Origin of the sequence: Streptomyces sp. NPDC018833 (genome assembly GCF_044390825.1) — a bacterium.
GTDB lineage: Bacteria > Actinomycetota > Actinomycetes > Streptomycetales > Streptomycetaceae > Streptomyces.
On record NZ_JBIRZM010000003.1, the window covers coordinates 62,615 to 88,827 of the forward strand.

Genomic DNA, 26,213 nt, shown 5'->3' on the forward strand with positions numbered 1-26,213 from the left:
GATGCGTGACTATTCGCCTGTACGACACCAGCGCCCGGCAGATCCGTGACTTCACCCCCCTTGTACCGGGTTGTGTCTCGATCTACCTGTGTGGCGCCACCGTGCAGGCCGCACCGCACATCGGGCACATCAGGTCGGGCCTCAACTTCGACATCATGCGCCGCTGGTTCGAGTACCGCGGCTACGACGTGACGTTCATCCGCAACGTCACGGACATCGACGACAAGATCATCAACAAGTCGGCCGAGCAGAACCGGCCGTGGTGGTCGATCGGCTACGACAACGAGCGCGCGTTCAACGACGGCTACGAGGCACTCGGCTGCCTCCCTCCCACCTACGAGCCGCGCGCCACCGGCCACGTCACCGAGATGGTCGAGATGATGCGCGGCCTCATCGAGCGCGGCCACGCGTACGAGGCCGACGGCAGCGTCTACTTCGACGTCCGCTCCTTCCCCGGCTACCTGGCGCTGTCCAACCAGGACATCGACGACCTGCGCCAGCCCACCGAGGAAGGCATCACCGGCAAGCGCGACCCGCGCGACTTCGCCATGTGGAAGGCGACCAAGCCGGGTGAGCCCGACTGGGAGACGCCCTGGGGACGCGGCCGGCCCGGCTGGCACCTGGAGTGCTCGGCGATGGCCCACAAGTACCTGGGCTCCGCGTTCGACATCCACGGCGGCGGCCTCGACCTGATCTTCCCGCACCACGAGAACGAGATCGCCCAGGCCAAGGCCTTCGGCGACGACTTCGCCTCGTACTGGGTGCACAACGCCTGGGTCACCATGAGCGGCGAGAAGATGTCCAAGTCGCTCGGCAACTCGGTGCTCGTCAGCGAAATGGTCAAGCAGTGGCGCCCCATCGTCCTGCGCTACTACCTCGGCACCCCGCACTACCGCTCGACGATCGAGTACAGCGAGGAGGCGCTGCGCGAGGCCGAGTCCGCGTTCGCCCGCATCGAGGGCTTCGTGCAGCGCGTGGTCGAGAAGGCGGGGGGCGGCGTCGCGCCCGCCGACGAGGTGCCGCTCGCGTTCGCCGAGGCCATGGACGACGACCTCGGGGTGCCGCAGGCGCTCGCGATCATCCACACCACCGTCCGCCAGGGCAACTCCGCGCTGGCCGCCGACGACAAGGAAGCCGCCGTGGCCCGCCTCGCCGAGGTCCGTGCCATGCTCGGTGTCCTCGGCCTCGACCCGCTCGACGAACGCTGGGTGGGCGAGGGCGACCGCGGCGACGACCTCCATGGCGTGGTCGACTCCCTGGTGCGCCTCGTGCTCGAACAGCGCGAGGCTGCCCGGTCCCGCAAGGACTGGGCCACCGCAGACGCCATCCGCGACCAGCTCGGCCAGTCCGGGCTCGTCATCGAGGACAGCCCCGACGGCCCCCGATGGACCCTCGGTCCCCGCTGAGCCACCGGCGCGATGTGCCGCCCGGACCACCGGGCGGCACACTTCCTTACGTACACACTTCTTTTTGAGCGAGCTTTACAGAAACAGGTAGGTCATGGCCGGGAACAGCCAGCGCAGGAACCGCCGCACGTCCAACAAGAAGGGCGCGCAGGTCGGCAGCGGTGGCAAGCGGCGCCGCTCACTCGAGGGCAAGGGGCCGACGCCGCCCGCGTCCGCACGCAAGGGACACGTCAAGAACCGCCTCGCCAACGCCAAGACCAAGCAGGCCCAGCGCCGTACCGTCGCGCGCCGCGGCGGCAAGGGCACCTCGGAGATGGTCGTCGGCCGCAACCCGGTCTTCGAGGCGTTGCGTGACGGCGTGCCCGCCTCCACGCTCTACGTGCAGCAGTTCATCGACAACGACGAGCGTGTCCGCGAGGCTCTCCAGCTCGCGACCGGCCGCGGCAACATCAACATCATGGAGGCCCCGCGGCCCGAGCTCGACCGGATGACGAACGGGCTCAACCACCAGGGCCTGGTGCTCCAGGTCCCACCGTACGAGTACGCGCACCCCGAGGACCTCGCGGCGGCCGCCTTCGACGACGGCGAGGACCCGCTGATCGTCGCCCTCGACGGCGTGACCGACCCGCGCAACCTGGGCGCGGTCGTCCGCTCCGTGTCCGCCTTCGGCGGCCACGGCGTCGTCGTGCCCGAGCGCCGGGCGGCCGGCATGACCGCGGGCGCTTGGAAGACCTCGGCCGGCACGGCCGCGCGCACGCCCGTCGCGCGCGCCACCAACCTGACCCGCGCCCTGGAGTCGTACCAGAAGGCCGGCCTCACCGTCGTCGGTCTCGCCGCCGACGGAGACACCGAGGTCGGTGACCTGGAGGCGCTCGGTGGCCCGGTCGTGATCGTGGTCGGCAGCGAGGGCAAGGGCCTGTCCCGCCTGGTCGGTGAGACCTGCGACTACCTGGTCCGCATCCCCATGCCGGGCGGCGCCGAGTCCCTGAACGCGGGCGTCGCGGCAGGCGTCGTGCTCTATGAGGCGGCCAAGCGCCGCTGAGGCGTATCGCCCCGGCGGATCGGGACCGACCCACCGGGCGCGGACGGACCAGGCGGGGAACGCCGGCCGCACGTGTACGGACCAGGCGGGTGCGGACCGACCCGGCGGGAGATGGCCTCGGCCGGGCGGGGACGGACTCGGACGGGCGTGGACCCGAGTCGGCCCGGCGTGGATCGACATCCGGGTGTGCCGTAAGGGCAGCGAGCGCCGGGGTGTGCCGCAAGGTGGGCAGAGCCGGGGTGTGCCGCAAGGTGGGCAGAGCCGGGGATGTGCCGCAAGGTGGGCAGAGCCGGTAAAGGGCGGTCGAAAAGTCGCAAAAGGCGCTCTTGACGGGTCTCCGACAGATCGGGCGGGTCAGGGCCGTGCCCAAAACACACGTCACTCGGTTAGATGAGTGTGGACACCAGAACGCCCCGGTCCGGGTTCGATGATCAGCCTGCACTGAGCATGGTCAAGGTGGACTGCGATCCCTCGCAGGTCATCGTCAACCACGCCAGCTTCCGGGTGCGGCTCGCCCAGAGCCCGCGCCCCGCACGTGCCATGGCCGACACCGCACGGCTCGCCTTCGTCGGCGCTCAGGGCACCGCCGCGCGGCGCAGGGCACCCGTCGTATGGAGCGGCAGGTCCGCACCCGGGGACTCCGGCGCGACCGGACTCCTCCAGGCCGTGCGCAACACCACCCTGGAGCACGATCCGTACAACGGCGGCGCCACCCAGGTCATGCCGCGCGTCGACCTCGGCGACGACACCGCCCAGCACCCCACGGTCACCGACGGTCGCCCGCTGCTGCCACCCATGCGCCAGGCCGTCGGCGCCTACGACTCCTACGACTCCTATGACTCGTACGGCTCGTACGGCTCGTACGACTCGTACGGCCAGGAAACGTACGCCCCCGAGCCGTACGCGGAGATCGCCCCGACCGCCGCACGCGAGCAGGTAGCCCGGCGGTCCGCCGGTGACCCCACACGGCACGCCTACTACCCCGGCCGCCGCATGAACCTCGGCGTGGTGCTCCTGCCGCTGCGCGTGCTCCTCGGCCTGATCTCCGTGTACGCCGGCATGGGCAAGCTCTGCGACCCCGTCTACTTCGACGGCGGCGACCGCGGTTCCCTGGTCAAGTGGCTGGGCTCGCTCCACCCCTGGGCGCTGGCCGAGCCGATGCGCGACTTCGCGCTCGCGCACCCCATCGGCGCCGGACTCACCGTCGCCTTCCTCCAGGTCGTCGTCGGCGTCCTCACCGTCCTCGGCCTGTGGCAGCGCGTCGCCGCGGTCATCGGCGGCCTGCTGTCCGCCGCGCTGGTCCTCACCGTCAGCTGGCGGACCATCCCCGTCTACGACGCCCCAGACCTCATCTTCCTCGCCGCCTGGTCCCCACTGATCATCGCCGGCGCACCCGTCTACTCCATCGACGGCCACCTCGCCGGCGAGGCATGGCGCACCCTCGGCCCGCGTTCCGAGATCTGGGACCTGCGCCGCCGCGTCCTGCGCCGTGGCGGGCTCGCCGCCGCCGTCGTCGTGGGTCTCACCATGCTCACCGGATCCATGCTGGGCGGCGCCGTCCGCTCCACCGAGGTCGTCACCGTGCCCGGCCCCGACCAGAACCCCAGCAACCACCTGCCCGGCGCCGCGCTCCCACTGGAACCCGGCACCGAGAGCAGCCCGTCCGGCGCGCGCGAGGACCGGCCGTCCCCCTCGGCCAGCCGCTCCGGCACCCCCACGTCCGAGGCCTCCGCACCCGCCGAGGGCACCGTCCGCGAGACCGGCCAGGTCGGCGGCACACCCAGCCACACCCAGGGCACCGGCCAGCAGGCCCCCACGGGCTCGCAGCCCGCCCCGCCGCCGACCACGAGCTCCGGCCCCACCTCCAGCGGTGGCGCCGGCTCCGGGAGCACCTCCGGCGGCGGCACCGGCTCGGGGTCCCCCAGCGGTGGCACGGGAGACTCCGGCGGCGGCTCCTCCGGGGGCGTCATCGGCGGCCTGCTGGGCTGAGCCGAGACCGTATACGCGTCAGGGCGGTGACCGGAGACTTCCGGTGACCGCCCTGATCTGTGTCCACCACACCCGCGTCGGCTCAGTGCCTCAGTGCCTCAGCGGCTCGGCGCTCAGCGCGTCTGCGCGGCGAGCTCCTTGGCGGCCTCGGTCAGATCCTTCGCCGTGTCGATCGCCCGCCAGTACGCCCCCTGTGGCAGGGGGAAACCCGCCAGGCGCCGCTCCCGGGCCAGCCGCGGGAACGTCGTGCGTTCGTGGTCACCGACGTCCGGCAGCAGGCCCGTGAACTCGGCCGAGAACACGTACACCCCCGCGTTGATGAGATACGGCGACGGCGGCGACTCGATGAAGTCCGTGATGTGCCCGAACGTGTCCGTCTCCACCGCGCCCCACGGAATCCGGGGCCGGGCCAGCGCCAGCGTCGCCGTCGCGTCACGCTCCGAGTGAAACGCCGCCATCTCGCGCAGCGAGAAGCGTGTCCAGATGTCACCGTTCGTCGCGTACCACGGCCGGTCCGGATGCGGCAGACTCGCCGCCGCGTACTTCAGACCGCCGCCGCGGCCCAGCGGCTCCGTCTCCACCACCGTCGTGACCCGCAGCGGCAGATCGGCGCTCTTCAGCCACTCCTGGAGCACCTCGGCGAGATGGCCGCACGAGACCACGGCATCGGTCACGCCCTCCGCCGCCAGCCAGGCCAGCTGATGGCCGATGATCGGCACCCCCGTGCCGGGGATCTCCACCATCGGCTTGGGGCGGTCGTCGGTGTACGGGCGCAGCCGCGAACCCTGGCCACCCGCCAGGATCACGGCCTGCGTCGGATACGTAGGCGTCTGCATGCGTGAACCCTATGTGCACCGCCGGACACGACTCGGACCGGACCCGCGTCCGCGGGGCCGGTCCGTCAACCGGTCCATGAATTCGGTGCTGCCGACCGCCTACGCGGCCGCGCCTGCCTCACAGGCGGTCCCTCGGGCCCGGCATCAGGCGCGCCCTCAGTGGCCGAGCGCCTGCTGCTGGACGCCCGTGGCGAAGGAGGTGTCGCAGACGGGGCGGGAGAACCGCTGCGCGCCCGTCGGCCCGTAGCGGTCCACGGCGGCACGGCCCAGGGCGCGGGCGATCGACATGCAGTGCTGGGCGAGCGACGGACGCGCCTCCACCTCGCGCTGCAGACGCGTGAGCGCGACGCCCGGGTCCGTCGTCTGCAGCTGGGTGAGCAGCTTGTCGCGGAGAACGTCCTGCGGCGCACGGGACTTGGCGCGTACCGAGACGTGCTCGGAGGAGACGGTGAGCACGTGCGACTCGGTTGCCTGGCCCGCCCACGGGACGCTGGACACCGCGAGGGTTCCCGAGAGCACCAGGACGACAGGCAGAACGAGGGCGAGAGTGCGGCCGATTCGGCGGGCTGTGTGGGTCACGCGAGCGAGCGTAGCGGCCAGTGATGGTTCGAGGACATTCGGTCACTCACTCGGGGGATGGTTCGAGGCTGCTTTTCGAATCGGTGTTGACGCGCCGGGGTGAAATGCCGATGTACAGCCTGGGTTTGTCCGAGTGCACGGAAAGCCGGGCTCCGCACGTCCCGTGCGGAGCCCGGCTCTGTGCCACCGAGAGCGCGTCAGCCGCTCAGACGCTCGCCCGTCGACGTCGAGAACACGTGGATCTCGCCCGTACGCGGCACGACGTGCAGCTCGCTGCCCTTCTCCGGCACGCTGCGGCCGCCGACCCGGACGACCAGGTCCTTGTGCTCGCCGCCGACGTGGGCGGAGCCGTACACATAGCCGTCGGCACCGAGCTCCTCGACGACGTTCACCGACACGGCGAGGCCGGCCGGCGCGTCCTTGGAGAGCGTCGTGGCCTGCGCACCGCCGTGCTCGACGACGTCGAAGTGCTCCGGGCGGACACCGACCGTCACGGTCGTGTCACCCTTGTCCGCGGCGGCCGACAGGGCCTCGCGGGACACCGGGACGACGCTGTTGCCGAACCTCACACCGCCGTCGGTGATCGGGACCTCGACCAGGTTCATGGCCGGGGAGCCGATGAAACCGGCGACGAAGAGGTTGGCCGGGCGGTCGTACATGTTGCGCGGCGAGTCCACCTGCTGGAGGAGACCGTCCTTGAGCACCGCCACACGGTCGCCCATGGTCATGGCCTCGACCTGGTCGTGCGTGACGTACACGGTGGTGATGCCGAGACGGCGCTGCAGCGACGCGATCTGCGTACGCGTGGAGACACGGAGCTTGGCGTCGAGGTTCGACAGCGGCTCGTCCATGAGGAAGACCTGCGGCTCGCGCACGATGGCCCGGCCCATGGCGACACGCTGACGCTGACCACCGGAGAGTGCCTTCGGCTTGCGGTCCAGGTAGTCGGTGAGGTCGAGGATCCTCGCGGCCTCCTCGACCTTCTTGCGGATCTCGCTCTTGTTGACGCCCGCGATCTTGAGCGCGAAGCCCATGTTGTCGGCGACGCTCATGTGCGGGTAGAGCGCGTAGTTCTGGAACACCATGGCGATGTCCCGGTCCTTGGGCGGCAGGTGCGTGACATCGCGCTCACCGATCCGGATGGAGCCGCCGTTGACGTCTTCGAGTCCGGCGAGCATGCGCAGGGAGGTGGACTTGCCGCAGCCGGAGGGGCCGACGAGGACGAGGAACTCGCCGTCCTCGGTCTGGATGTCGAGCTGGTCGACGGCGGGCTTGTCGGAACCCGGATAGATCCGGGTCGCCTTGTCGAACGTGACAGTAGCCATGGTGAATGGCTCCCTTCACCGGCAGGAACGTGCCGGACGATCCGTTGTAGAGGGAGTGGTCCAGTCCACCCATGGGTGGACTTGCGGTGACGCTACCTGGCGATGTCGGATCTGTCAGCAGTCGGTGGTCGACGAAATTTTTCGGAGGGCCCCTCCCTGCTGTCCAGTCGGAACAGCACTTGAACCCGTTCAGCGACCATGTGACTGGTCGGTTACGCGAGGGGCAAACCTCTTGGCTGGTGGTTCACGGCTCTGTGTAGAGTGGTGACGCCTTCACGCGCAGGTGACCCTGCGTGACGTTGCCTCCTTAGCTCAGTTGGCCAGAGCAACGCACTTGTAATGCGTAGGTCGTCGGTTCGAATCCGACAGGGGGCTCAACGAGAGGGCAGGTCAGGGGAGGTCTCATCCCCGGCCTGCCCTTTGTCCTGAGGCTCCTGCGTGAGCGATGCGCGAGCGGCGGTGCCAGAGACCGGCTTCCGGGTCCGGGGGACAGCCGCCGCCGCACGTTCCGTCAACGCCTCCTCGTACTCCTCGGACAGCTCCATGTACGTATCTGGTCAAGCTGATCGTCGAGTGCCGCAGCTTGGCCTCAGCGTCGTGGATGTCCCCGCCGCCGGCCTTCACGAGAGCGGCCGCCCCGTGGCGCCGGTCCCGCAGGTTGATCGGCGGGAGGTCCGCCTCGGCGACGATCCTGCGGAACGCGTCACTGACCATCTCCGGGTGCAGCCACGTCCCGTCTTCCTGTGTGAAGACCTTCCTGGTGTCCGTCCACGGGAGCCGCTTCTCCAATCGGGCGGCACGCTCTGCGGCCTGCCGCTCGCGGTGCGCCTGCAGCACCGCCACCGTTTCCCGGCCCAGCTTCACGGCCGCCGCCGATCCTCGTGTGCAGACGCGACAGTGCACCGCCGCCGGATGATCCGTCCGCACCATCACCCCTCGCGCTCGACCCATCCCGCCGCCAATACCCGTGACACACCTCGCCCCCTGTCTGATCCCTCGGGACCGGGCAGGGGGCGCTTTCGTGCGTCCAGGGTCAGGCGTCGGGCCGCTTGTTGTACGCGGCGAGCGTCGCCTTGGAGGTCGAGGCGTCCTGGAACACCAGCTTCCACGGCCCGGTGCGCACGTTAGCCCAACCCCCTTGGAGTGACACCGAAATGACGCCCCGTGTGTCTCCGGTATGACGCCTGCACTGACGCCGCGCAACTCTCTGTGTACGCGTCATCGTGAATCCGTGACCACGACAGACGGCGGCACCCCACACCCCGGCCTGACCATCAGCCTCTACCGGGTGAACCCGAGCAGATTCGATCGGACGCAGGCCGTGGAGCGCGTCCTCCCGGCCTCCGACGAGCCTCTGATGACCCTCTCCTACCCGCCCTGCGCATGCCCGCGCTGCAGCGGAACGAGCCCGTAGTGAGCCCCATGTGGGACAACTCGCCCGAGCGCTGCACAGGAACCTGCGCAGCGTGCGGCGAACACACGGACAACGGGCGCGCCCACTGGATACCCCGTATGTCCGGCCCGGACATACGCCTCGTCGTGCACGCCGACCCCGCCGACTGTCAGCCCGTCACCCGCTGACTCCCGCTCCGGCCGCCACGCTCCCGGACAGGTCGACGGCCGGAGCGGGGCCCCGCACCCCCCTACCAGCGAAAGGGAACTGACCATGTCCCAGCCCGTACCCGACCCGCCAGGCACCCCCATCCCCGTCCTCACCTCGGCCCGCAGGTTACTGACCGACGCCGAGATCAACGCCGTCCGCATGACCATCCTCGGCAACAACTACGGCATGAACCCGGACACGGCCGGCCAGATCCTCGAGGAGGCGCTCGCGTTCGTCGCCACCGCCGCCGCCTCCCCCGGCGAGGGCCTGGTGCCGAGCCGCGTGGTGGACGAAGGCTGGCACGCGCTGATCCTGCACACCGGCACCTACTACGGGCTGTGCGCACGGGTCGGGAACTTCGTGCACCACATCCCCGAGCAGCCCGACCCCGGCCGCTGGGACCAGACCGTCATCGACCGCACGCTCGACGCCATTCAGGCCACGGGCTACCCGGTACACCCCACCCTGTGGCTCGGCCCCGAGGACAGCACCGTCCCCGTCGCCGCGTCGTGCCAGCACGGCGACCAGTCCGGACCGATCGTCATCATCCCCAAGCCCAAGGGCTGACGGACCAGATAGCGTGAGCGTCATGGCGAAGGAATGGATCGATCCCAGGTACGCCGAGCTGGTCGCCGAGTGGAAGCGCAACCAGCGCCCGGTGTCCCGTGACCCGGAGCCCCGGCCGCGGCGGGCGTTCATCGTCCCGCCGAAAGCCTGACGCTCGTCTCACCGCCCCGGCCGGTCTGCGTCCCCCGTCGCAGCCGGCCGGGGCTCCTTTGTGCCGTGGTCCCGGCTGGCTACTGCCAAGGATGTGCACTGATTGCGCACCCCTAGGAGTTGGTGGGGGATTTCGGGATCGAGGTGGAGTGAGCCGGGGGGGGCCGGGGGCGCCCGGTTCGGGGGTGTCAGTGGCGGCCCGAGAGCTTGTCCGCCAGTGTGGCCAGGCGGTGGGTCATGGCCGTGTGGGTGGTGGATTCGCGGCGGTCTGCCACGCGGTAGGCCGCGTAGAGGGTGTGGACGCCGAGCCAGCGCAGGGGCTCGGGTTCCCAGTTGCGGACCTTGTGGTTCACCCAGGGAAGGGTCGTCAGGTCGGTGGGGCCGGATTGGCCGGAGTCCTGTTGGATCAGGTCGCGCAGGGTGCGGGCGGCGAGGTTGGCGGTGGCGACGCCGGAGCCGACGTAGCCGCCGGCCCAGCCGAGGCCGGTGGAGCGGTCGAGGGTGACGGTGGCGCACCAGTCGCGGGGAACGCCGAGGACGCCGGACCAGGCGTGGGCGATGCCGGTGCCGGCGAGCTGGGGGAAGAAGCGGATGAGGATCTGTCGGAGGGCGTCGATGGTGGCGGGCTGGGTGCGGCCGTCATGGTCGGTGCGGGAGCCGTAGCGGTAGGGGACGCCCCGGCCGCCGATGGCGATGCGGTCGTCGGCGGTGCGCTGGGCGTACATGTAGGCGTGAGCCATGTCGCCGAGGGTTTCGCGTCCTGTCCAGCCGATCTGGGACCAGAGGTGCTCGGGGAGGGGGTCCGTGACGATCATGGAGGAGTTCATGGGGAGCCAGGTGCGGCGGTGACCCTTGAGGGAGGCGGTGAAGCCTTCGGTGCAGCGCAGGATGTAGGGGGCGCGGACGGTGCCGTAGGGGGTGACGGCGTGCTTGGGCCTGATCTCGGTGACCGGGGTGGACTCGTGGATGGTGACGCCGAGCGCTTCGACGGTTGTGGCGAGGCCCTTGACCAGTTTGCCGGGGTGGAGGCGGGCGCCGTGGGGAGTCCAGCTGGAGGCGACGGCGCCGGTGACGTGGACGCGTTCGGCGGTCTCGCGGGCGCCGAGGAGGAGGCGGTCCTTCTCGCCGAAGGCGATGTCGACGGCGTGGAAGGCTTTGAGCCGGGCGAGTTGGGCCGGGGTGTGGGCGATTTCGAGGACACCGCCCTTGTGGATGTCGGCGTCGATGGCCTCCGCGTCGGCGGTGCGGATGACTTCGTCGACGGTGTCGTTCATGGCCTGTTGGAGGCGGACGGCGGCGTCGTGGCCGTGGCGGCGGGCGTAGCGGTCGCGTCCGGCGATGCCGTTGTAGAGCCAGCCGCCGTTGCGTCCGGAGGCGCCGTAGCCGCAGAACGCGGCTTCCAGGACGGTGATGTTGAGGAAGGGAACGGCCTTCTTGAGGTAGTACGCGGTCCACAGGCCGGTGTATCCGCCGCCGACGATGCAGATGTCGGCGGTGGTGTCGCCGGGCAGGGGTTCGCGGGGGGTGGGGATGCCGTCCTGTGCGTACCAGAACGATATGCCGCCGTTGACGGTGCTCATGTCGATTACTGCTTCCCTGCCGGTGGACGCGTTCGTGCGGCGGAATTTACTGCTCCGGGCGGGGTTTCGCGACGTACGGTCACGGCGTGATCGACATTCCGGACGAGCTGGTCGCCTCGCCGCTCTCGTACGGGGAGGAGTCGGGCGGGCTCCGGTGGAGGCGTTCGCGTGCCCATCGCTCGGACGCCGCTCGCACAGCAGGCCGGCGTCGGGGCAGGCTGTGCGCATGATTCGTACTGCTACGCCTGATGACGTCCCCGTGATCCACGAGATGGTGCGGGAGCTCGCGGAATACGAGAAGGCTCTGCACGAGGCGAACGCGACCGAGGGGCAGTTGCGTGAGGCGCTGTTCGGGGAACGGCCGGCCGCGTTCGCGCACATTGCGGAGACGGATGCCGGTGAGGTGGCCGGCTTCGCGTTGTGGTTCTTGAACTTCTCGACGTGGCGCGGCGTGCACGGGATCTATCTGGAGGACCTGTACGTGCGGCCGCAGTTGCGTGGTGGGGGCCACGGGAAGGCGTTGCTGACGGAGTTGGCGCGGATCTGTGTGGAGCGCGGCTACGAGCGTCTCGAGTGGTCGGTGCTGAATTGGAACGAGCCGTCGATCCGGTTCTACGAGTCGCTGGGTGCGAAGCCGCAGGACGAGTGGACGGTGTACCGGCTGACGGACGGGGCGCTGGCGACGCTGGGGTCGTAGGGCCCGGGGCGGTGAGGGGGCGGTCCCCGGGGCCGTGGAGCTTACGGGACGAGGACGACCTTGCCGATGGTGCCGCGGGTTTCGAGCGCGCGGTGGGCGGCGGCGGCCCGGTCGAGGGGGAAGCGGGTGACGGCGGGACGCAGTCGCCCGGCGGCGGCTTCGGCGAGGGCGCGGGTCTCGAGCGCGCGCAGGCCGCCGGCCCTGTCGAGCATGGCGGGTCCGAGCACGCTTTCCGAGGTGATGCCGCGTGCGGTGAGTTCGTCGTCGGTGAGGACGGGCGTGGCGTTCCCGAGGCCCTGGCTGGACCAGCCGAAGACGATGTGCCGTCCGCCCTTGCCGAGGAACGCGGCGGCGGTGCGGGCGGCGTCTCCGCCGACGGAGTCGTAGAGGACGGTGGCGCGGGCGTCGCCGAGGTGGGCGCGGACGGTTTCGGGCCAGTCGGTGCGCAGGTAGTCGACGGCGAGGTCGGCGCCGTTCGCGAGGACGCGTGCGGTCTTGTCGGAGCCGCCGGCGAGGCCGATGACGGCGGCGCCGGCGTTCTTGGCGTATTGGACGATCAGGGTGCCGATGCCGCCGGCGGCCGCGGGGACGATGACGGTGTCGTGGGGGCCGAGGTCGGTGAACTGGAGGATGCCGAGGGCGGTGCGTCCGGTGCCGATCATGGCGACGGCCTCGGGCTCACCCAGGCCGTCGGGGATCTCGTGGAGGCGGTCGGAGTCGGTGACGGCGAGTTCGGCGTAGCCTCCGGGGTTCATGCCGAGGTGGGCGACGACGCGCTTGCCGAGCCAGGTGGCGTCGGTGCCTTCGCCGATCCGGTCGACGGTTCCGGCGACTTCGCGGCCGGGCACGGTGGGGAGTTCGACGGGGGCGGTGTAGGGGCCGGGCATGCCCTGGCGCAGGGCCGCGTCGAGGAGGTGCACGCCGGCGGCGGCGACGGCGATCCGTACCTGGCCAGGGCCGGGTACGGGGTCGGCGACGCTTTCGTGGGTGAGGTTCTCGGCGGGGCCGAAGGCGTGGAGGCGTACGGCGTGCATGGTGGGCTCCCTCGTTGTCGGTTGCGGGGCCCACTCTTCAACCTCAATTTTGCTTGAGGTCAACAGGTGTCCGGGTGTCCGCGTACCGGCTGGCGCGCAGGGCGAGGGAGGCGGCTTCGAGGCCGCTGGTGAACGACACCTCGCTCAGGAGTCCGGGGGCGGCCACCTGGTCGCCGGCGAGGTAGACGCCGTCGCCGCGGTCGATGGCGGGGCGGTCGCGCCAGGTGGTGCCGGGCAGGTCGACGGCGCCGGTACGGCCGTTCGCCAGCGCCTCGCGGCGCCAGGTGGTGCGATCGCGCCAGTCGGGGAAGCCGAGGTCGAGGAGGGCTTCGGCGTGGGCGGCGCCGTCGGCCTTGGACGCGTCGGGGCCGATGGGCAGTTGGGCCTGGATGAGCGACTGCCCCTCGGGAGCCAGCGAGGGGTCCTGGGCGGTGAAGCGTTCCAGCCAGCCGGGGGCGTCGAGGTCGGAGACGACGAACGGGTCGCCGCGCCGGGCACGCAGCGCCAGGTCGACGAGGGTGGTGCGGCCGCTGGTCCAGCGCAGGGTGTCGTCGCCGAGGAGCCGTCGCGCGGCGTCGAGGGAGGTGGCGACGATCACAGGGCCGTGGTGCTCGGGCAGGGCGTCGACGCGGGAGGTGGTCTCGATGCGTACGCCGAGGTCCCAGGCGCGCGCCGCCATGCGGTCGATGACCTGACCCCAGCCGCCGCGCGGGTAGTGGGCCTCGGGCGGCAGGGCGGTGGCCCGGCGGAGCCGTTCCTGGACAAAGGCGGCGGAGAGCGATCCGGGGTCGTGGTGGAAGAGGGCGACGCCCATGAAGTGGGCGGCGGCGCGCGCTCCGGTATCGCCGGCGACACCGGTGGCCCACGTCAGGAAGTCGGTGTCGACGGGCGCCTCTTCGGCGGGGCGGCGGGCGATCTTCAGCAGGGCGAGCGGTGGGGTCCTGCGGAGGATGCCGCCGCGGCGGAAGCGGAAGCGGGCGCCTTCGCGGGGCGGGAGCGCGGCCATGGGGCCGAGCAGGCCGCGCTGCCTCAGCCAGGTCCAGTGGGGGCCGCGGCTGTAGAGGGCATGCGGACCGTCGTTCGTGCGGTAGGGGCCCTCCGCGGTGCGGGCCCGGCCGCCGAGCGTGTGGTGCGCCTCGTACAGGGCCACGCGGGCCCCGGACTCGGCGGCGGTGATGGCGGCGGTGAGGCCGGCGAATCCGCCGCCGACGACCGTGATCTCCTGCATTGCTGTCTCTCCCTGGGTGGGTCGGTCCGTTCTCACGGGTGCGACGGATCCGGTGCCGCGATGTGTGACATCGCCGCGGCCCGAGGGCGTTGTCAGTGGCACACGTCACCATGGGGACCATGACGAAGGCGCGCAGGACGAAGGTGGCGGCGGCTCGGGTGGCCGAGGTGCGGCTGCCGCCCCTGGAGAGGTTCGGGGGCGGCGGGCTGGATCCGGACGGGGACTACGACGGGGTGGAGTTCGCCGGGCTGGATCTCGGCGGGCAGCGGGGTGCGGGAGCGCGCTTCATCGACTGCGCGCTGCGGGAGTGCGTGCTGGACGGCACGGAGCTGGCCGGGGCCCGTCTGGTGGACTGCGTGCTGGAGGGCGTACGGGGCGTGGGGACGGACCTGGCGGGGGCGTCGCTGAGGGACGTGGAGGTGAGGGACGCGCGGCTGGGCGGGGCGCAGCTGCACGGGGCGGTGCTGACGGGAGTGGTGGCGAGGGGAGGGAAGATCGACTTTCTGAATCTGCGGGAGGCGAAGCTGACGGACGTGGTGTTCGAGGGCTGTGTGCTGGTGGAGGCGGATTTCGCGGGGGCGCGGCTGGAGAGGGTGGAGTTCCGGGACTGCGCACTGCGGCGGGTGGACTTCGGCGCGGTGCTCATGAAGGACGTCGACCTGCGGGGGGCGGCGGAGCTGGACATCGCGCGGGGCGTGGAGCGGCTCGCGGGCGCGGTGATCAGTCCGGCGCAACTGCTGGAGCTGGCTCCGGCGTTGGCGGCGCAGGTCGGCGTGCGGGTGGAGTAAGCGGAGGCGCAGGGGGCCGGGGGAGGCGGCGGTCGGGGGATGCCGGGCCAGGCAGGGGAGAGGTGGCGGCGGTCGGGGGATGCCGGGCCAGGCAGGGGAGAGGTGGCGGCGGTCGGGGGCGCCGTCGGACCCGGGGGAATGGTCCGGTGCGGACGGGCGGGCCGGGGCTACTGGGTGCGGGGGAAGCGGGACTGGAGGTCCCAGATCGCGGGGTTGTCGGCGAGACCCTCGTGCATGTCCGTCAGGTCGGCGATCAGGTCGTGGAGGAAGTCGCGGGCCTCGCGGCGCAGTTCGGCGTGGCTGAAGGTGAGGGGCGGCTCGTCGCCGGGCATCCAGTCGGCCTCGACGTCGACCCAGCCGAAGCGCCGCTCGAAGAGCATGCGGTCGGTGGACTCGGTGAAGTCGAGCTCGGCGTGCTGGGGCCGTGCGGCGCGGCTGCCGAGCGGGTCGCGGTCGAGCTGCTCGACGATGTCGCACAGTGCCCACGCGAAGTCGAGCACGGGCACCCACCCCCAGGCTGTGGACACCTCCCGGTCCGCCTTGGTGTCGGCGAGGTAGACGTCGCCGGAGAACAGGTCGTGGCGCAGCGCGTGGACGTCCGCGTGCCGGTAGTCGGTCTGCGGAGGGTCGGGGAAGCGGCGCGAGAGGGAGTAGCCGATGTCGAGCACGTAAGTGATGGTGTCATGCCTGGGGACCGGCCCCAGCCGGTGCGGGAACGGGTCTCCGGCGGGCGGGGATCGGTCAACGATCGTCACCCTGCGCGGCGACGGCGCGGGCCCGCAGTCGTACCAGTCGGCCGAGAAGAAGGCGTACACCGCCGTGTCCTGGAACGCGCCGACCTCCGAGCTGGTCAAGCGCCTGGAGCAGGCCCCGAACCTGAAGGACATCCCGGGCACGTTGTTCCTCGCGGGAGGCGCCCCCGTCACCGCCGGCGGCGCCCCGATCGCGGGCATCGGTGTGGCGGGTGCGCCGAACGGCGCTCTGGACGAGAAGTACGCGCAGGCGGGCGTCGCGGCGCTGGGCAACTGACGCGGTGGCGGCCGCGACCGTGACGGCGGCCGCGACCGTGACGGCGGGGCGACCCCGACCGCGACCTCGACCCTGGCCGGGCGGCGGTCGCCGCCCAAGCGCGATGGGGCCGGATACCGGCCCCGTCGGCGTCGCGGACACGACCTAGGATCATGGAGTGGACCCGCGCACACCCCTCCGCCCCCTTGCCGCCCTCGTCGCTCTGATCCTCACGGGCTGCACGGCCGGTGGCGCGGGTGTGCAGGGCGAGCCTGGAGCGGCAGGGCTGCGCGACCCGTACTTCCCCAAGCTCGGCAACGGCGGCTACGACGTCCAGCACTACGACCTGACCCTCGACTACGACCCGGCCACCGGCCGCCTCGCCGGCACGGCCGAGCTCACCGCCCGGGCCACGCAGGACCTGAGCGCCTTCCACCTCGACCTGCACGGCCTGACGGTCGACAGCGCCACGGTGGACGGGCAGCGGGCGGCGGCGAACCGCGCCGGGGACGAGCTGACCGTGCGGCCGCGCCGGGACATCGACGACGGCTCCCGCTTCGTCACGGTCATCCGCTACTCCGGCGTCCCCCAGGCCGTCAGCGACTCCGACGACGCGCGCGAGGGCTGGCTGAGGACACCGGCCGGTGCGCTCGCGGTGGGCGAGCCGTCCGGTTCCATGGCGTGGTTCCCCGGCAACCACCACCCGGCCGACAAGGCCACCTACGACATCGCGGTCACCGTGCCCGAGGGTGTCGCGGCGGTCGCCAACGGCGCACGGACCGGTGAACGGACCAGCGGCGGGCGCACCACCCACACCTGGCGCTCGGCCGAGCCGATGGCGAGCTATCTGGCGACCCTGGCCATCGGCGACCTGCGCGTGACGACGTCGCGCACGGCCGCCGGACTGCCGGTCGTCACCGCCGTCGACCCGAAGGCGGCCGAGGAGAGCGCGGACCTTCTCGGCGAACTCCCCGACCACCTGGACTGGTGCATCGGCTACTTCGGTCCGTACCCGTTCGCCTCGGCCGGTGCGATCGTCGTGTCGAGCGAGCGGATCGGCTACGCGCTGGAGACCCAGACGAGGCCGGTCTTCCCGCTGGACCAGTTCGACGAGTTGACCCTGGTGCACGAGCTGGCGCACCAGTGGTTCGGCAACTCCGTCTCGCCCGAGTCCTGGCAGGACATCTGGCTCAACGAGAGCTTCGCGACGTACGCGGAGTGGATGTGGCAGGAGGACTTCGCGGACGTCCCGGTCGAGGACAGCTTCGAGAAGGCGTACGAGGACGACGAGAACTGGGCCTTCCCGCCCGCCGAACCGCCCGGCCCCGGGGACCTGTTCGCGTCGCCGGTGTACCAGCGCGGCGCGATGGTCCTGCACCAGGTGCGCACGGCGGTCGGTGACGACGTGTTCTTCCGGATCGTGCGCGGCTGGGCGTCGGAGCACCGCCACGGCAACGCCTCGACCGACGACTTCACCGCGTACGCGGAGGCGGAGTCGGGCAAGGATCTCACCGGGGTGTGGGACGTATGGCTGTACGGGGACGGGCGGCCGGTCACGCCCTGAAGGCCGGACCGGGTGACGCGGCGGCCCGGGTGTACGGAGCCCTGGGCGTACGGAGCCCGGTGAACGGCGGCCCGGGTGTACGGAGCCCTGGGCGTACGGAGCCCGGTGTACGGCGGCCCGGGTGTACGGAGCCCTGGGTGTACGGAGCCCGGTGTACGGCGGCCCGGGTGTACGGAGCCCTGGGCGTACGGAGCCCGGTGAACGGAAAGGCCCCGGCGCCGAAGCGGCCGGGGCCCCGTCGTTCAGGCGGTCGGATCGGGTCAGAGGTTGACGCCGAAGTCGCGGGCGATGCCCTCGAGGCCCGAGGCGTAACCCTGGCCGACCGCACGGAACTTCCACTCCGCGCCGTTGCGGTACAGCTCGCCGAAGACCATGGCGGTCTCGACGGCGGCATCCTCGCTCAGGTCGTAGCGGGCGATCTCGGCGCCGCCGGCCTGGTTGATGATGCGGATGTACGCGTTGCGCACCTGGCCGAAGTTCTGCGCGCGCGAGACCGCGTCGTAGATGGAGACCGGGAAGACGATCTTGTCGACGTCGGCCGGCAGGCCCGCCAGGTTGACGTTGATCTGCTCGTCGTCGCCGCCGCCCTCGCCGGTGCGGTTGTCACCGGTGTGGACGATGGTCTGGTCCGGCGTCGACTTGTTGTTGAAGAAGACGAAGTGGGCGTCGGAGGCGACCTTCCCCGCGGCGTTTACCCCGATGGCGGAGGCGTCGAGGTCGAAGTCCGTGCCGGTGGTGGTGCGGACGTCCCAGCCGAGGCCGACCGTGACGGCGGTCAGGCCCGGTGCCTCCTTGGTGAGCGAGACGTTGCCGCCCTTGGACAGGCTTACTGCCATTGGGAAGTCCCCTTCGTTTCGAGTGTGCGGGCTTCGAGTCCTTGCGAAGCTACCGTCATCGGTCATAACGCGGGCAGGGGACCGACAGGTTCCACCTGGGGAGGAAAAGCCGGGAACGCCGCGACAGCCGGGGAACGCCGCGAGGGCAGGGAAAAGCGGATGACGGATTCCGCCGGGGCGCGGGACCATGGGTGTCATGTCCGGGCCCTACATCATCCGTGGTTCGGTCTCCCTGCCGGAGGCCGAGCTCCTTTGGCGTTTCTCGCGGTCCTCGGGGCCTGGCGGCCAGCACGTCAACACCAGCGACTCGCAGGTCGAGTTGCGGTTCGACCTGGCGAGGACCGAGGCGCTGCCGCCAGTGTGGAAGGAGCGCGCGCTGGAGCGGCTCGCGGGCCGTCTGGTGGGCGGTGTGATCGCCGTACGCGCTTCGGAGCACCGCTCTCAGTGGCGTAACCGCGAGACGGCGGCGGTGCGGCTGGCCGCGCTTCTGGCGGAGGCGACGGCGCCCCCGCCCAGGCCGCGGCGTGCGACGAAGATTCCGCGGGGCATCAACGAGCGGCGGCTGCGCCAGAAGAAGCAGCGTGCGGAGACGAAGCGGGGGCGCTCGGGCCGCGACTGGTCCTGACGGGGGCAGCGCGCCTTCTCGGGAGCTCCGCCCGGGGTGCCGCGCCCGAACCTGCCCCTACGGCCTGGCGGCCGTGGGAGGTGCCGCCAGCAGGCTGGATGGGCCCCACGCCGGCCGCCCCCGCGGCCCCGCCCCCGCCGTCAGCTCAAGTGCCGGTAGCGTCCCTTGAAGTACGTCAGCGGTCCCGTCTCCGTGCCCGGCAGGGTCACCTTCAGGACGCGGCCGATGACCAGCGTGTGGTCGCCCGCCTCGACCCGCTGTTCCGTGCGGCACTCCAGCGTCGCGAGCGCTCCCGTGATCAGCGGTGCCCCGCAGACCTCCCCCCGTTCGTACGGCAGGTCCTCGAACAGCAGCCGGTCGCTGACCCGGCCCTTCATCGCGAAGCGGCCCGCGACCTGGCGCTGGGTCTCGGAGAGCAGAGAGACGCCCCACACCGGCTGTTCCGCCAGCAGGTCGTCCATGCGGGAGTCCGTGCGCAGACTGACCATGACCAGCGGCGGGTCCAGCGAGACCGACATGAACGCCGTCGCGGTCATGCCGACGTCCTCGCCGCGCGGGCCGTCGTCGGGGTCATGGGCGCTGACCAGCACCACGCCCGCCGCCAGGCGGGACATGGCGGCGCGGAACTCCTCGTTGCTCACCCCCTCAGCATGGGGGATGGCAGGGGCCGTGGTTGCGGGGGTCGTCCGGAGCACACCGGGAACGCTAGTCTCGGCCGTCCCGCGCCCGCATCGGGCCAAGGAACCAGCCGGGGCCTAGGTCCATGGGCGGTCCCCGGGGCGAAGCCTCGAAATGGTTTTGTGTTCAAGAAAGCGACGGTGTTTCCGTGGCGGGCGCATCTGACCCTTCATCACCTGATGTGACTTGAGTCACAGAGGGCGGTATTTGTTGACCCTGTGTACCGGCGGGGCAGCTCACTGTGATTCAGTGGCCGGGATACCGCAACAAGTACGCCAATCAGAACCCTGGAGTTTGCTGTCGAAGTCTCGGGGAGAGCGAGCAATGGAGACCGAGTCGGAGCCCTACGTCCGTCTTGCGACCCTGCGGCAGCTGCACCAGGTGGTCGCCGACCTCAACACGGCCCGCAGCCTGGCCGACACCCTGCAGACCGTGGCGGACGGCGTCGTGGCCGGACTCGGATACGAGCTGGCGTGCGTCAATCTCGTCCGCCCCGACGGTGACCTGGTCGTCGCCGCGTTCGCCGGCAGCGCAGCCGCCGAGGCCCTGATCACCGGCCGCGTAGGCTCCCGCGAGTCCTGGGAGCGTCGGCTGTCGATGGGCGAGGGGTGGGGCGAGCTCCGTTTCATACCGCACACCGAGGGCTGGGTCCTGATCGAGGACGACGTCCCCCAGTGGCACACCGAGGGCCCGGAGCCTCGCTTCGAGGACGAGTGGCACCCCCAGGACCGGCTCTACGCGCCCATGTACGCGTCAGGCGGCGGGCGCGAGCTGCTCGGCGTGATCTCCGTGGACCGACCGCGCAACGGGCGCAGGCCCGGCCCCTGGGGCCAGGAGGCCCTCCAGATGTACGCGTCGCAGGCCGCGATCGCGATCAGCAACGCCCGGCTGCGCGCCAACATGCAGCGCGCCCTGGTGCGCCTCGAACGCGAGCAGCAGGCGCTGCGCGCCAGTGAGGAATCCTTCCGCCAGGCGTTCGAGTACGCGCCGAGCGGGATGGCCATCGCCGAGATGGGCGGCGACCAGCACGGGCGACTGCTGCGGACGAACGACGCCCTGTGCCGGCTGCTCGGCCGGCCCGCCTCCGCGATGCGGCGCTACTCCTTCGCCGACCTCGTCCACCCCGAGGACGTCGGCACCCTGCTGCGGACGTCCGCCGAGGGCGGCCGCGCCGAGCTGAGACTGGGCCGCAGGGACGGCACGTACGTATGGGTGTCGCTGCGCAACTCGGTGGTCGCCGACACCGCGGACGGGCCGCGCTTCCTGCTCACCCATGTCGAGGACATAGAGGACCGCAAGCGCCACGAGCTCCAGCTCGCGCACCGCGCCTCGCACGACGCGCTCACCGGGCTGCCGAACAGCGCCGAGCTGCGGGCGCGTCTGAGCGCCCGGCTGTGCGAGCGGCCGCACGCGGCGTACGCGAGCGACATCGAGTCGCTGGACGCGGCGTACGACGGCGACGGCGGCTTCGGTGCGGACGGCTTCGCCTTCGGAGCGATCGGCGGCCGGCCGTACGACCACCATGTGCACACGATCGCCCCGGACGACGAGATGGACGACGGCACCAAGGGCCTCGCGGTGCTCTTCTGTGACCTGGACGGCTTCAAGTCGATCAACGACCGGTTCGGGCACCAGACCGGTGACGCGGTGCTGGTCGAGGTCGCGCGGCGGCTCACCACCGGCGTACGGGACGGGGACACGGTGGCGCGGCTCGGCGGCGACGAGTTCGTGGTGCTGGCCGACGGCCTCGGCGCGGCGGATGCCGCGGACCTGGCCGTACGGCTGCGGAACGCGATCATCCTGCCGATCCGGGTCGGCGGTCGTGGGGTCCGGGTGGGCGCGAGCTTCGGAATCGGCTGGGCGAGCTGCGGGATGTCCGTGGAGGAGGTCCTGCAATCCGCCGACCAGCGTATGTACGTGGAGAAGCGCTCCCGGGCCAAAGTCCACCGCCGGGCCGGATGAGGCGCAGACCACCCTTTGGGGTACCCGCGACCGGGTAGGCTCGCCGGGTCGGCGATGTGCTGACGGGATGGTGAGGAGTGACCGGTATGACGGCCGCGAACAACGGCGCGAGCACGCCCGAGGACGACGACCCGTTCGGCTACCTGTACGAGGACGGGCAGGCCGCGGGCGCCACCCCGCCCGGGCAGGGTCGCGGCTACGGCTACCCCGGTCCCGCCCCGCAGCCGGGTGTCCCCCGGACCTCGTACAACCAGGTCCGCACGGTCGGCGAGCGCCGCCAGTACGCCCAGCCGCCCCAGCCGTTCCCGCAGCAGCAGGGGTACGGCCAGCAGCCGACCGCCGCGTACGCGGCACCCGAGACCTATCCCGGTGGCGCGCAGACCCGGCAGGGCCCGGTGGCGCCCGCGCAGGGCCGTGGCCGGGGCCCCAACACCAGGGGTCTGCTCATCGGCGCGATCGCGGTCGTCGCGGTCGTCGTGATCGGCATCGGTGTCGCGCTGATGACGAGCGGCGACGACAAGAACCAGGCGGGCGGCTCCGGCGCGAGCGCGGGCCCGACGGCGGCCGACTCGGTGAAGCCGAGCGAGGAGCCGACGGCGAAGCCCGACGAGCCGGTCGAGCTCCCGAAGCAGGACGCGGCGACGCTGAAACTGGGCGGCCCCGCGAGCGCGGCCAACACCGTGCCGGGCGCCAAGGGCACCAACGGCGGCTATGTGATGTTCAACGGCGAGGGCGGCTCGGCGAGCTGGTCCGTCGAGGTGCCCGAGGCCGGCGCCTACACGATGTACATCACCTACAGCGTGCCGGGGAAGGACGCCAAGACCACGCTGACGATCAACAGCGGTCAGCCGCGCGAGATCAACATGGCGAACTTCGCGCGCGCCGCGAAGGGCGACTGGGAGAAGGGCTGGACCAACACCTACTCCTACGTGAACCTCGAAAAGGGCAAGAACGACCTGAAGATCTCCTGCGAGCCGGGCAACCAGTGCGAGGCGTACCTCGACCAGGTCTGGCTGGAGGCCGGCCAGAAGCAGGGCTGACTCCCCGGAATCCACCACCCCGTCCCGGTCATCGCGTCACGGTGACCGGGACGCGGTGCGCTCACGGGCAAGCGGCGAGGTGGTCGAGGCGCGGTGGGTTGACGGGCAAGCGGCGAGGTGGTCGAGGCGCGGTGGGTTGACGGGCGACGTGCAGTGCGTCACGGGCGACGCGCGCTGGTTCGCGGGCGACGCGTGCCCGCTCACGAAGTGGCGGCGGTTCACCGGGCCGTGGCGATGTCCGTCAGGTGAGAGCCCGTCAGGGCGAGATGTCCGTCACCGCGATCTGCGGCAGGAGCTTGTCGTACGCGGCGGCGTCGTACTCGCCCGCTGCCGGGGCCAGCACCGTCGCCGCCGACAGTGCCACGGCGCGGGCCAGGCGCTCCGGCCAGCGGAGCCCTTCGACCAGGCCCGACAGCAGGCCGGCCACCGCCGAGTCGCCCGCGCCGGTCGGATTGCCCCTGACCGCCGTGGGCGGCGACGCCTGCCAGGTGCCGTCGGGCGTCGCTGCGACCAGCCCGTCGGGGCCGAGCGAGGCGACGACCGCGTGGGCGCCGCGGCGGCGGGCGTCGCGGGTGGCGCGCAGCGGTTCGCGGGAGCCGGTGAGCCGGGCGAGCTCGTCGGCGTTGGGCTTGATCACGTCGGGGCGGGCGGCGATGCCCCGGCGCAGCGGTTCGCCGCTGGTGTCGAGGAGGACGGGCACGCCGGAGGCCCGGGCGCGGCGGACCAGGTCGGCATAGGCGCCGACATGGATGCCGGGCGGGAGGCTGCCGCAGAGCGCGACCGCTTCAGCGCCGGTGAGGAGGGAGTCGTAGGCAGTGAGGAACGCGGTCCATTCCTCGGGCGTGACGGTGGGGCCCGGCTCGTTGAGCTGGGTGGTGTCGCCACTGGCGTCGTCGACGACGGCGATGGTGCGGCGGGTGGTCCCGGCGACGGTGACGAGCGCGTCGCGCGGGGCGAGGGGGGCGAGCATCTCGCGCAGCACGGCCCCGGTGTGCCCGCCGGCGAAGCCGGTGACGACGGTCTCGTGGCCGAGGGCGCACAGCACGCGGGCGACGTTGATCCCCTTGCCGCCGGGGCGTTCGTGCACCTCGCCGACGCGGTGGGTGGCGTGCGGGGTCAGCGCGGGCACCTGGTAGGTGATGTCGAGGGCGGCGTTGAGCGTGACCGTGAGGATCACTCGTCTACACCCCCGAGAGAACGCGTGTGCTGCCCGTACGGGCCTGATCATGCCAAACGGAAGGCGGTTGGCCCAACACCCGGGCCAACCCCGTGAAGCCGAGGACGTCCCTGGCCGGCCACGAGTGCCGCCGGCGCGACCGCGTGATCAGCCCCCACCGGGCAGCAACCACCAAAGGCCCCTGCCCAGACCCACCACGACCGGGCTCAAGGACGTCAACGGCCCCTGCCGTGGTCGGCCACGACCGGGCTGCGCACCCATTCGCCATGCCGCATCACGCCCTTGAGCGCGAAATCCTCGTCGAGGACGACCAGGTCCGCGTACTTGCCCGGTTCCAGCGAGCCGACCTCGTCGTCCATGCCGAGCAGCTTCGCCGGGTTGGCCGAGATGGCGGTCACGACGTCCTCGACCGGGATGTGGTCGACGGTGACGGCCCGCCTGAACGCGGTGTCCAGGGTGAGCGTGGACCCCGCGATCGAGTCGCCCTCCACGAGCCGCGCGACACCTTCCTTGACCTCGACCTCCAGCGGACCGAGCTGGTAGCGGCCGTCGCCGAAGCCCGCCGCGTCCATGGCGTCGGTGATGAACGCGACGCGGCCCGCGCCGGCGCTGCGGAAGGCGAGCTCCAGGGCGGCGGGGTGCAGGTGGGTGCCGTCGTTGATCAGCTCGATGGTGACCCGCTCGTCCTCCAGGAGTGCGGCGATCGGGCCGGGCGCGCGGTGGCCGAGCGCGGGCATGGCGTTGAACAGGTGCGTGGCGACGGTGGCGCCGGCGTCGATGGCCTCGCGGGTCTGCTCGTAGGTGGCGTCCGTGTGCCCGACGGCGGCGAGGACGCCGTGCTCGGCCAGCAGCCGTACGGAGTCGATGCCACCGGGCAGTTCGGTGGCGAGCGTCATCATCTTCGCGGTGCCGCGCGCGGCGTCGATCAGCTTGCGGACCTCGGCCGGGTCGGGGTCGCGCAGCAGCGCCTCGCTGTGGGCGCCCTTGCGGCAGGGCGAGATGAAGGGGCCCTCGAAGTGGATGCCCGCGAGGTCGCCCTGCTCGACGAGCTCGGACAGGAAACCGGCGCGGCGCGCGAGGAAGTCCATGTCGCCGGTGACGGTGGAGGCCACGAGGGTGGTCGTGCCGTGCTGCCGGTGGGTCCGCACGCCCTGGAGCACCTCGTCGGCGGTGCCGGAGGTGAAGGAGGCGCCGCCACCGCCGTGGTTGTGGAGGTCGACGAAGCCGGGGACGATCCAGTGCCCGGACAGGTCGAGCGCGGGGGTGTCGCCGGGCGCGGACGCGGCGATCCTCGTGCCCTCGACGGCGATCCGGCCGTTGCCCACGGTCCCGGTCGGCAGCACCACACGGGCTCCGGCGAGAACGGTGCTCGTGGTGCTTCCGGTGCTGGCGGCCATCAGGCGGTTACCTCCGTGGCGAGTAGATCCCAGGCGAGCAGTCCTGCGCCCAGGCATCCGGCGGTGTCCCCGAGAGCCGCAGGGACGATGTCGGGCAGCTGCTGGAACGTGATGCGTTCCTCCACCGCCGCCCGCAGCGGTGTGAACAACGTTTCCCCGGCCTCGGCCAGGCCGCCACCGATGATCAGTGTGCGCGGGTCCAGCAGGGTGAGCGCGGTGACGAGGCCGTCGGCGAGCGCGTCCACGGCGTCCTGCCAGACCCGCCGGGCGGCCGGGTCGCCGGAGTCGACGGCTTTGGCGCAGTCGGCGGCGTCGGCGTCCGGGTCGCCGGCGGCGTCGGCCCAGGCGCGGGAGACGGCGGAGGCGGAGGCGAGGGTCTCCAGGCAGCCGCGGCGGCCGCAGCCGCACTCGGGGCCGCCGGGGCGTACGACGACATGGCCGATCTCGCCCGCGCAGCCGTGTGCGCCGGCCTCGACGGTGCCGTCGATGCCGATGGCGCCGGCGATGCCGGTGCCGAGCGGGACGAACAGGAACCGGTCGGCGCCGCGGCCCGCTCCGATACGGCCTTCGGCCAAGCCGCCCGCCCGGACGTCGTGGCCGAGGGCGACGGGTACGCCGCCGAGGCGCTCGGCGAGCAGGGTGCGGAGCGGGACGTCGCGCCAGCCGAGGTTGGCCGCGTAGACGGCGATGCCGTTCTCGGCGTCGACGATGCCGGGCACGGCGACTCCGGCTGCCTCGGCGGGCCGGCCGAGGTGCGCCTGTCCGTGGGCGCGGAGCTCGCCGGCGAAGTCGAGGATGGACGCGACGACGGCGTCGGCCCCCCGATCACGCCCGGTGGCGCGCCGCGCCTCGTACAGCAACGCCCCGTCCGCCCCGACCAGGGCAGCCTTCATACCGGTGCCGCCCACATCGAGGGCGATGACATGTCTCACGGAGACAGTGTGGCGCGTGGACCCGAAATAGGTCTAGTCCAGTAGGAGGGATTGTTGCCGTGCCATACAAAACGGCTCCCCCGGCCGGATCGCCGTACGGTCCGAGCGTTGCGAAAGCGAGACCCCAGTGGTGTAGACCTCATGAAGGTGCGTGGAAGAATCGACGCTCA

The 26,213-nt window shown here is 71.7% G+C and carries 23 protein-coding genes, 1 tRNA gene and 1 pseudogene; 13 read left to right on the forward strand and 12 right to left on the reverse strand.

Annotated features, from left to right (window positions below; all coding sequences use genetic code 11):
* Nucleotides 1–5: 5 nt before the first annotated feature.
* The 3 genes from cysS to ACH5AF_RS07520 all read left to right on the forward strand — a co-directional run bounded on the left by cysS (nucleotide 6) and on the right by ACH5AF_RS07520 (nucleotide 4,437).
* Complete coding sequence (gene cysS / locus ACH5AF_RS07510; protein WP_398900529.1) at nucleotides 6–1,406, forward strand: cysteine--tRNA ligase; 1,401 nt, start codon at nucleotides 6–8, stop codon at nucleotides 1,404–1,406.
* A gap of 94 nt (nucleotides 1,407–1,500) precedes the next feature.
* Nucleotides 1,501–2,448, forward strand: a complete 948-nt coding sequence (rlmB, locus tag ACH5AF_RS07515; RefSeq protein WP_398900530.1) for a 23S rRNA (guanosine(2251)-2'-O)-methyltransferase RlmB — start codon at nucleotides 1,501–1,503, stop codon at nucleotides 2,446–2,448.
* A 390-nt stretch (nucleotides 2,449–2,838) separates the two neighbouring features.
* Nucleotides 2,839–4,437, forward strand: coding sequence for a DoxX family membrane protein (locus ACH5AF_RS07520; protein ID WP_398900531.1), 1,599 nt, complete (start codon nucleotides 2,839–2,841; stop codon nucleotides 4,435–4,437).
* A gap of 113 nt (nucleotides 4,438–4,550) precedes the next feature.
* On the opposite strand, the gene ACH5AF_RS07525 is transcribed toward ACH5AF_RS07520, so the two are convergent.
* From ACH5AF_RS07525 to ACH5AF_RS07535, 3 genes are all read right to left on the reverse strand, one after another.
* Nucleotides 4,551–5,273, reverse strand: a complete 723-nt coding sequence (locus ACH5AF_RS07525; protein ID WP_398900533.1) for an NDP-sugar synthase — start codon at nucleotides 5,271–5,273, stop codon at nucleotides 4,551–4,553.
* A gap of 156 nt (nucleotides 5,274–5,429) precedes the next feature.
* The gene (locus ACH5AF_RS07530) at nucleotides 5,430–5,852 is read right to left on the reverse strand and encodes a hypothetical protein (RefSeq protein WP_398900534.1); all 423 of its coding nucleotides are present in this window, start codon (nucleotides 5,850–5,852) and stop codon (nucleotides 5,430–5,432) included.
* Between the two features lie 197 nt (nucleotides 5,853–6,049).
* Complete coding sequence (locus ACH5AF_RS07535; RefSeq protein WP_398900535.1) at nucleotides 6,050–7,177, reverse strand: ABC transporter ATP-binding protein; 1,128 nt, start codon at nucleotides 7,175–7,177, stop codon at nucleotides 6,050–6,052.
* Between the two features lie 301 nt (nucleotides 7,178–7,478).
* Between ACH5AF_RS07535 and ACH5AF_RS07540 the strand changes: the two genes are divergently transcribed.
* The 3 genes from ACH5AF_RS07540 to ACH5AF_RS07550 all read left to right on the forward strand — a co-directional run bounded on the left by ACH5AF_RS07540 (nucleotide 7,479) and on the right by ACH5AF_RS07550 (nucleotide 9,498).
* Nucleotides 7,479–7,552: transfer RNA gene (locus ACH5AF_RS07540), tRNA-Thr, on the forward strand.
* A gap of 1,291 nt (nucleotides 7,553–8,843) precedes the next feature.
* Nucleotides 8,844–9,347 carry a hypothetical protein gene (locus ACH5AF_RS07545; RefSeq protein ID WP_398900536.1) on the forward strand — a complete coding sequence of 168 codons (504 nt, stop codon included), beginning with the start codon at nucleotides 8,844–8,846 and terminating at the stop codon, nucleotides 9,345–9,347.
* Between the two features lie 22 nt (nucleotides 9,348–9,369).
* Nucleotides 9,370–9,498 (forward strand): hypothetical protein, encoded by a 129-nt coding sequence (locus ACH5AF_RS07550; RefSeq protein ID WP_398900537.1) that lies wholly within the window; start codon nucleotides 9,370–9,372, stop codon nucleotides 9,496–9,498.
* A gap of 187 nt (nucleotides 9,499–9,685) precedes the next feature.
* Here the strand turns inward: ACH5AF_RS07550 and ACH5AF_RS07555 are convergent, their stop codons facing one another.
* Nucleotides 9,686–11,077 carry an NAD(P)/FAD-dependent oxidoreductase gene (locus ACH5AF_RS07555; protein ID WP_398900538.1) on the reverse strand — a complete coding sequence of 464 codons (1,392 nt, stop codon included), beginning with the start codon at nucleotides 11,075–11,077 and terminating at the stop codon, nucleotides 9,686–9,688.
* Between the two features lie 226 nt (nucleotides 11,078–11,303).
* On the opposite strand from ACH5AF_RS07555, the gene ACH5AF_RS07560 reads away from it, so the two are divergent.
* Complete coding sequence (locus tag ACH5AF_RS07560; protein ID WP_398900539.1) at nucleotides 11,304–11,774, forward strand: GNAT family N-acetyltransferase; 471 nt, start codon at nucleotides 11,304–11,306, stop codon at nucleotides 11,772–11,774.
* 41 nt (nucleotides 11,775–11,815) lie between these two features.
* Here ACH5AF_RS07560 and ACH5AF_RS07565 read toward each other — a convergent pair whose 3' ends face one another.
* Together ACH5AF_RS07565 and ACH5AF_RS07570 are read right to left on the reverse strand one after the other, a co-directional pair.
* Complete coding sequence (locus ACH5AF_RS07565) at nucleotides 11,816–12,808, reverse strand: zinc-binding dehydrogenase (RefSeq protein WP_398900540.1); 993 nt, start codon at nucleotides 12,806–12,808, stop codon at nucleotides 11,816–11,818.
* A gap of 43 nt (nucleotides 12,809–12,851) precedes the next feature.
* Nucleotides 12,852–14,036 carry a phytoene desaturase family protein gene (locus ACH5AF_RS07570; RefSeq protein ID WP_398900541.1) on the reverse strand — a complete coding sequence of 395 codons (1,185 nt, stop codon included), beginning with the start codon at nucleotides 14,034–14,036 and terminating at the stop codon, nucleotides 12,852–12,854.
* A 143-nt stretch (nucleotides 14,037–14,179) separates the two neighbouring features.
* On the opposite strand from ACH5AF_RS07570, the gene ACH5AF_RS07575 reads away from it, so the two are divergent.
* Nucleotides 14,180–14,824: a pentapeptide repeat-containing protein gene (locus ACH5AF_RS07575; RefSeq protein WP_398901005.1), complete on the forward strand. Its 645-nt coding sequence runs from the start codon at nucleotides 14,180–14,182 to the stop codon at nucleotides 14,822–14,824.
* 167 nt (nucleotides 14,825–14,991) lie between these two features.
* Here the strand turns inward: ACH5AF_RS07575 and ACH5AF_RS07580 are convergent, their stop codons facing one another.
* Complete coding sequence (locus ACH5AF_RS07580; RefSeq protein ID WP_398900542.1) at nucleotides 14,992–15,492, reverse strand: hypothetical protein; 501 nt, start codon at nucleotides 15,490–15,492, stop codon at nucleotides 14,992–14,994.
* Between the two features lie 73 nt (nucleotides 15,493–15,565).
* Here ACH5AF_RS07580 and ACH5AF_RS07585 point away from each other — a divergent pair.
* Together ACH5AF_RS07585 and ACH5AF_RS07590 are read left to right on the forward strand one after the other, a co-directional pair.
* Nucleotides 15,566–15,853: pseudogene (locus ACH5AF_RS07585) on the forward strand (heme-binding protein); the annotation flags it as partial.
* Nucleotides 15,854–16,010: 157 nt separating this feature from the next.
* The gene (locus ACH5AF_RS07590; protein ID WP_398900543.1) at nucleotides 16,011–17,396 is read left to right on the forward strand and encodes a M1 family metallopeptidase; all 1,386 of its coding nucleotides are present in this window, start codon (nucleotides 16,011–16,013) and stop codon (nucleotides 17,394–17,396) included.
* Nucleotides 17,397–17,656: 260 nt separating this feature from the next.
* On the opposite strand, the gene ACH5AF_RS07595 is transcribed toward ACH5AF_RS07590, so the two are convergent.
* Nucleotides 17,657–18,232, reverse strand: a complete 576-nt coding sequence (locus ACH5AF_RS07595) for a TerD family protein (RefSeq protein WP_398900544.1) — start codon at nucleotides 18,230–18,232, stop codon at nucleotides 17,657–17,659.
* Between the two features lie 187 nt (nucleotides 18,233–18,419).
* On the opposite strand from ACH5AF_RS07595, the gene arfB reads away from it, so the two are divergent.
* On the forward strand, nucleotides 18,420–18,857 hold the full coding sequence (arfB, locus tag ACH5AF_RS07600; protein ID WP_398900545.1) for an alternative ribosome rescue aminoacyl-tRNA hydrolase ArfB: 438 nt from the start codon (nucleotides 18,420–18,422) through the stop codon (nucleotides 18,855–18,857).
* Nucleotides 18,858–18,997: 140 nt separating this feature from the next.
* Here the strand turns inward: arfB and ACH5AF_RS07605 are convergent, their stop codons facing one another.
* Entirely contained in the window at nucleotides 18,998–19,552 is a 555-nt protein-coding gene (locus ACH5AF_RS07605) for a flavin reductase family protein (RefSeq protein ID WP_398900546.1), read from the reverse strand.
* Nucleotides 19,553–19,859: 307 nt separating this feature from the next.
* Between ACH5AF_RS07605 and cdgB the strand changes: the two genes are divergently transcribed.
* Together cdgB and ACH5AF_RS07615 are read left to right on the forward strand one after the other, a co-directional pair.
* Nucleotides 19,860–21,497 (forward strand): diguanylate cyclase CdgB, encoded by a 1,638-nt coding sequence (gene cdgB, locus ACH5AF_RS07610; RefSeq protein ID WP_398900547.1) that lies wholly within the window; start codon nucleotides 19,860–19,862, stop codon nucleotides 21,495–21,497.
* An 86-nt stretch (nucleotides 21,498–21,583) separates the two neighbouring features.
* Nucleotides 21,584–22,537: a carbohydrate-binding protein gene (locus tag ACH5AF_RS07615; RefSeq protein WP_398900548.1), complete on the forward strand. Its 954-nt coding sequence runs from the start codon at nucleotides 21,584–21,586 to the stop codon at nucleotides 22,535–22,537.
* A gap of 256 nt (nucleotides 22,538–22,793) precedes the next feature.
* On the opposite strand, the gene ACH5AF_RS07620 is transcribed toward ACH5AF_RS07615, so the two are convergent.
* The 3 genes from ACH5AF_RS07620 to ACH5AF_RS07630 form a co-directional block, all read right to left on the reverse strand.
* Nucleotides 22,794–23,714, reverse strand: coding sequence for a 1-phosphofructokinase family hexose kinase (locus tag ACH5AF_RS07620; protein WP_398900549.1), 921 nt, complete (start codon nucleotides 23,712–23,714; stop codon nucleotides 22,794–22,796).
* 215 nt (nucleotides 23,715–23,929) lie between these two features.
* Complete coding sequence (gene nagA, locus ACH5AF_RS07625) at nucleotides 23,930–25,111, reverse strand: N-acetylglucosamine-6-phosphate deacetylase (RefSeq protein ID WP_398900551.1); 1,182 nt, start codon at nucleotides 25,109–25,111, stop codon at nucleotides 23,930–23,932.
* Nucleotides 25,111–26,043: an ROK family protein gene (locus ACH5AF_RS07630; protein ID WP_398900552.1), complete on the reverse strand. Its 933-nt coding sequence runs from the start codon at nucleotides 26,041–26,043 to the stop codon at nucleotides 25,111–25,113. Before ACH5AF_RS07630 ends, nagA begins: the two co-directional genes overlap by 1 nt.
* Between the last annotated feature and the right edge of the window lie 170 nt (nucleotides 26,044–26,213).

Coding starts and splice junctions, on each gene's coding strand:
- nagA (WP_398900551.1), bottom strand. CDS start 25,111: ATGGCCGCCAGCACCGGAAGCACCACGAGCACCGTTCTCGCCGGAGCC.
- ACH5AF_RS07550 (WP_398900537.1), top strand. CDS start 9,370: ATGGCGAAGGAATGGATCGATCCCAGGTACGCCGAGCTGGTCGCCGAG.
- ACH5AF_RS07560 (WP_398900539.1), top strand. CDS start 11,304: ATGATTCGTACTGCTACGCCTGATGACGTCCCCGTGATCCACGAGATG.
- rlmB (WP_398900530.1), top strand. CDS start 1,501: ATGGCCGGGAACAGCCAGCGCAGGAACCGCCGCACGTCCAACAAGAAG.
- ACH5AF_RS07525 (WP_398900533.1), bottom strand. CDS start 5,273: ATGCAGACGCCTACGTATCCGACGCAGGCCGTGATCCTGGCGGGTGGC.
- ACH5AF_RS07565 (WP_398900540.1), bottom strand. CDS start 12,808: ATGCACGCCGTACGCCTCCACGCCTTCGGCCCCGCCGAGAACCTCACC.
- ACH5AF_RS07555 (WP_398900538.1), bottom strand. CDS start 11,077: ATGAGCACCGTCAACGGCGGCATATCGTTCTGGTACGCACAGGACGGC.
- ACH5AF_RS07615 (WP_398900548.1), top strand. CDS start 21,584: ATGACGGCCGCGAACAACGGCGCGAGCACGCCCGAGGACGACGACCCG.
- ACH5AF_RS07570 (WP_398900541.1), bottom strand. CDS start 14,036: ATGCAGGAGATCACGGTCGTCGGCGGCGGATTCGCCGGCCTCACCGCC.
- ACH5AF_RS07545 (WP_398900536.1), top strand. CDS start 8,844: ATGTCCCAGCCCGTACCCGACCCGCCAGGCACCCCCATCCCCGTCCTC.
- cdgB (WP_398900547.1), top strand. CDS start 19,860: ATGGAGACCGAGTCGGAGCCCTACGTCCGTCTTGCGACCCTGCGGCAG.
- ACH5AF_RS07535 (WP_398900535.1), bottom strand. CDS start 7,177: ATGGCTACTGTCACGTTCGACAAGGCGACCCGGATCTATCCGGGTTCC.
- arfB (WP_398900545.1), top strand. CDS start 18,420: ATGGGTGTCATGTCCGGGCCCTACATCATCCGTGGTTCGGTCTCCCTG.
- ACH5AF_RS07520 (WP_398900531.1), top strand. CDS start 2,839: ATGAGTGTGGACACCAGAACGCCCCGGTCCGGGTTCGATGATCAGCCT.
- ACH5AF_RS07595 (WP_398900544.1), bottom strand. CDS start 18,232: ATGGCAGTAAGCCTGTCCAAGGGCGGCAACGTCTCGCTCACCAAGGAG.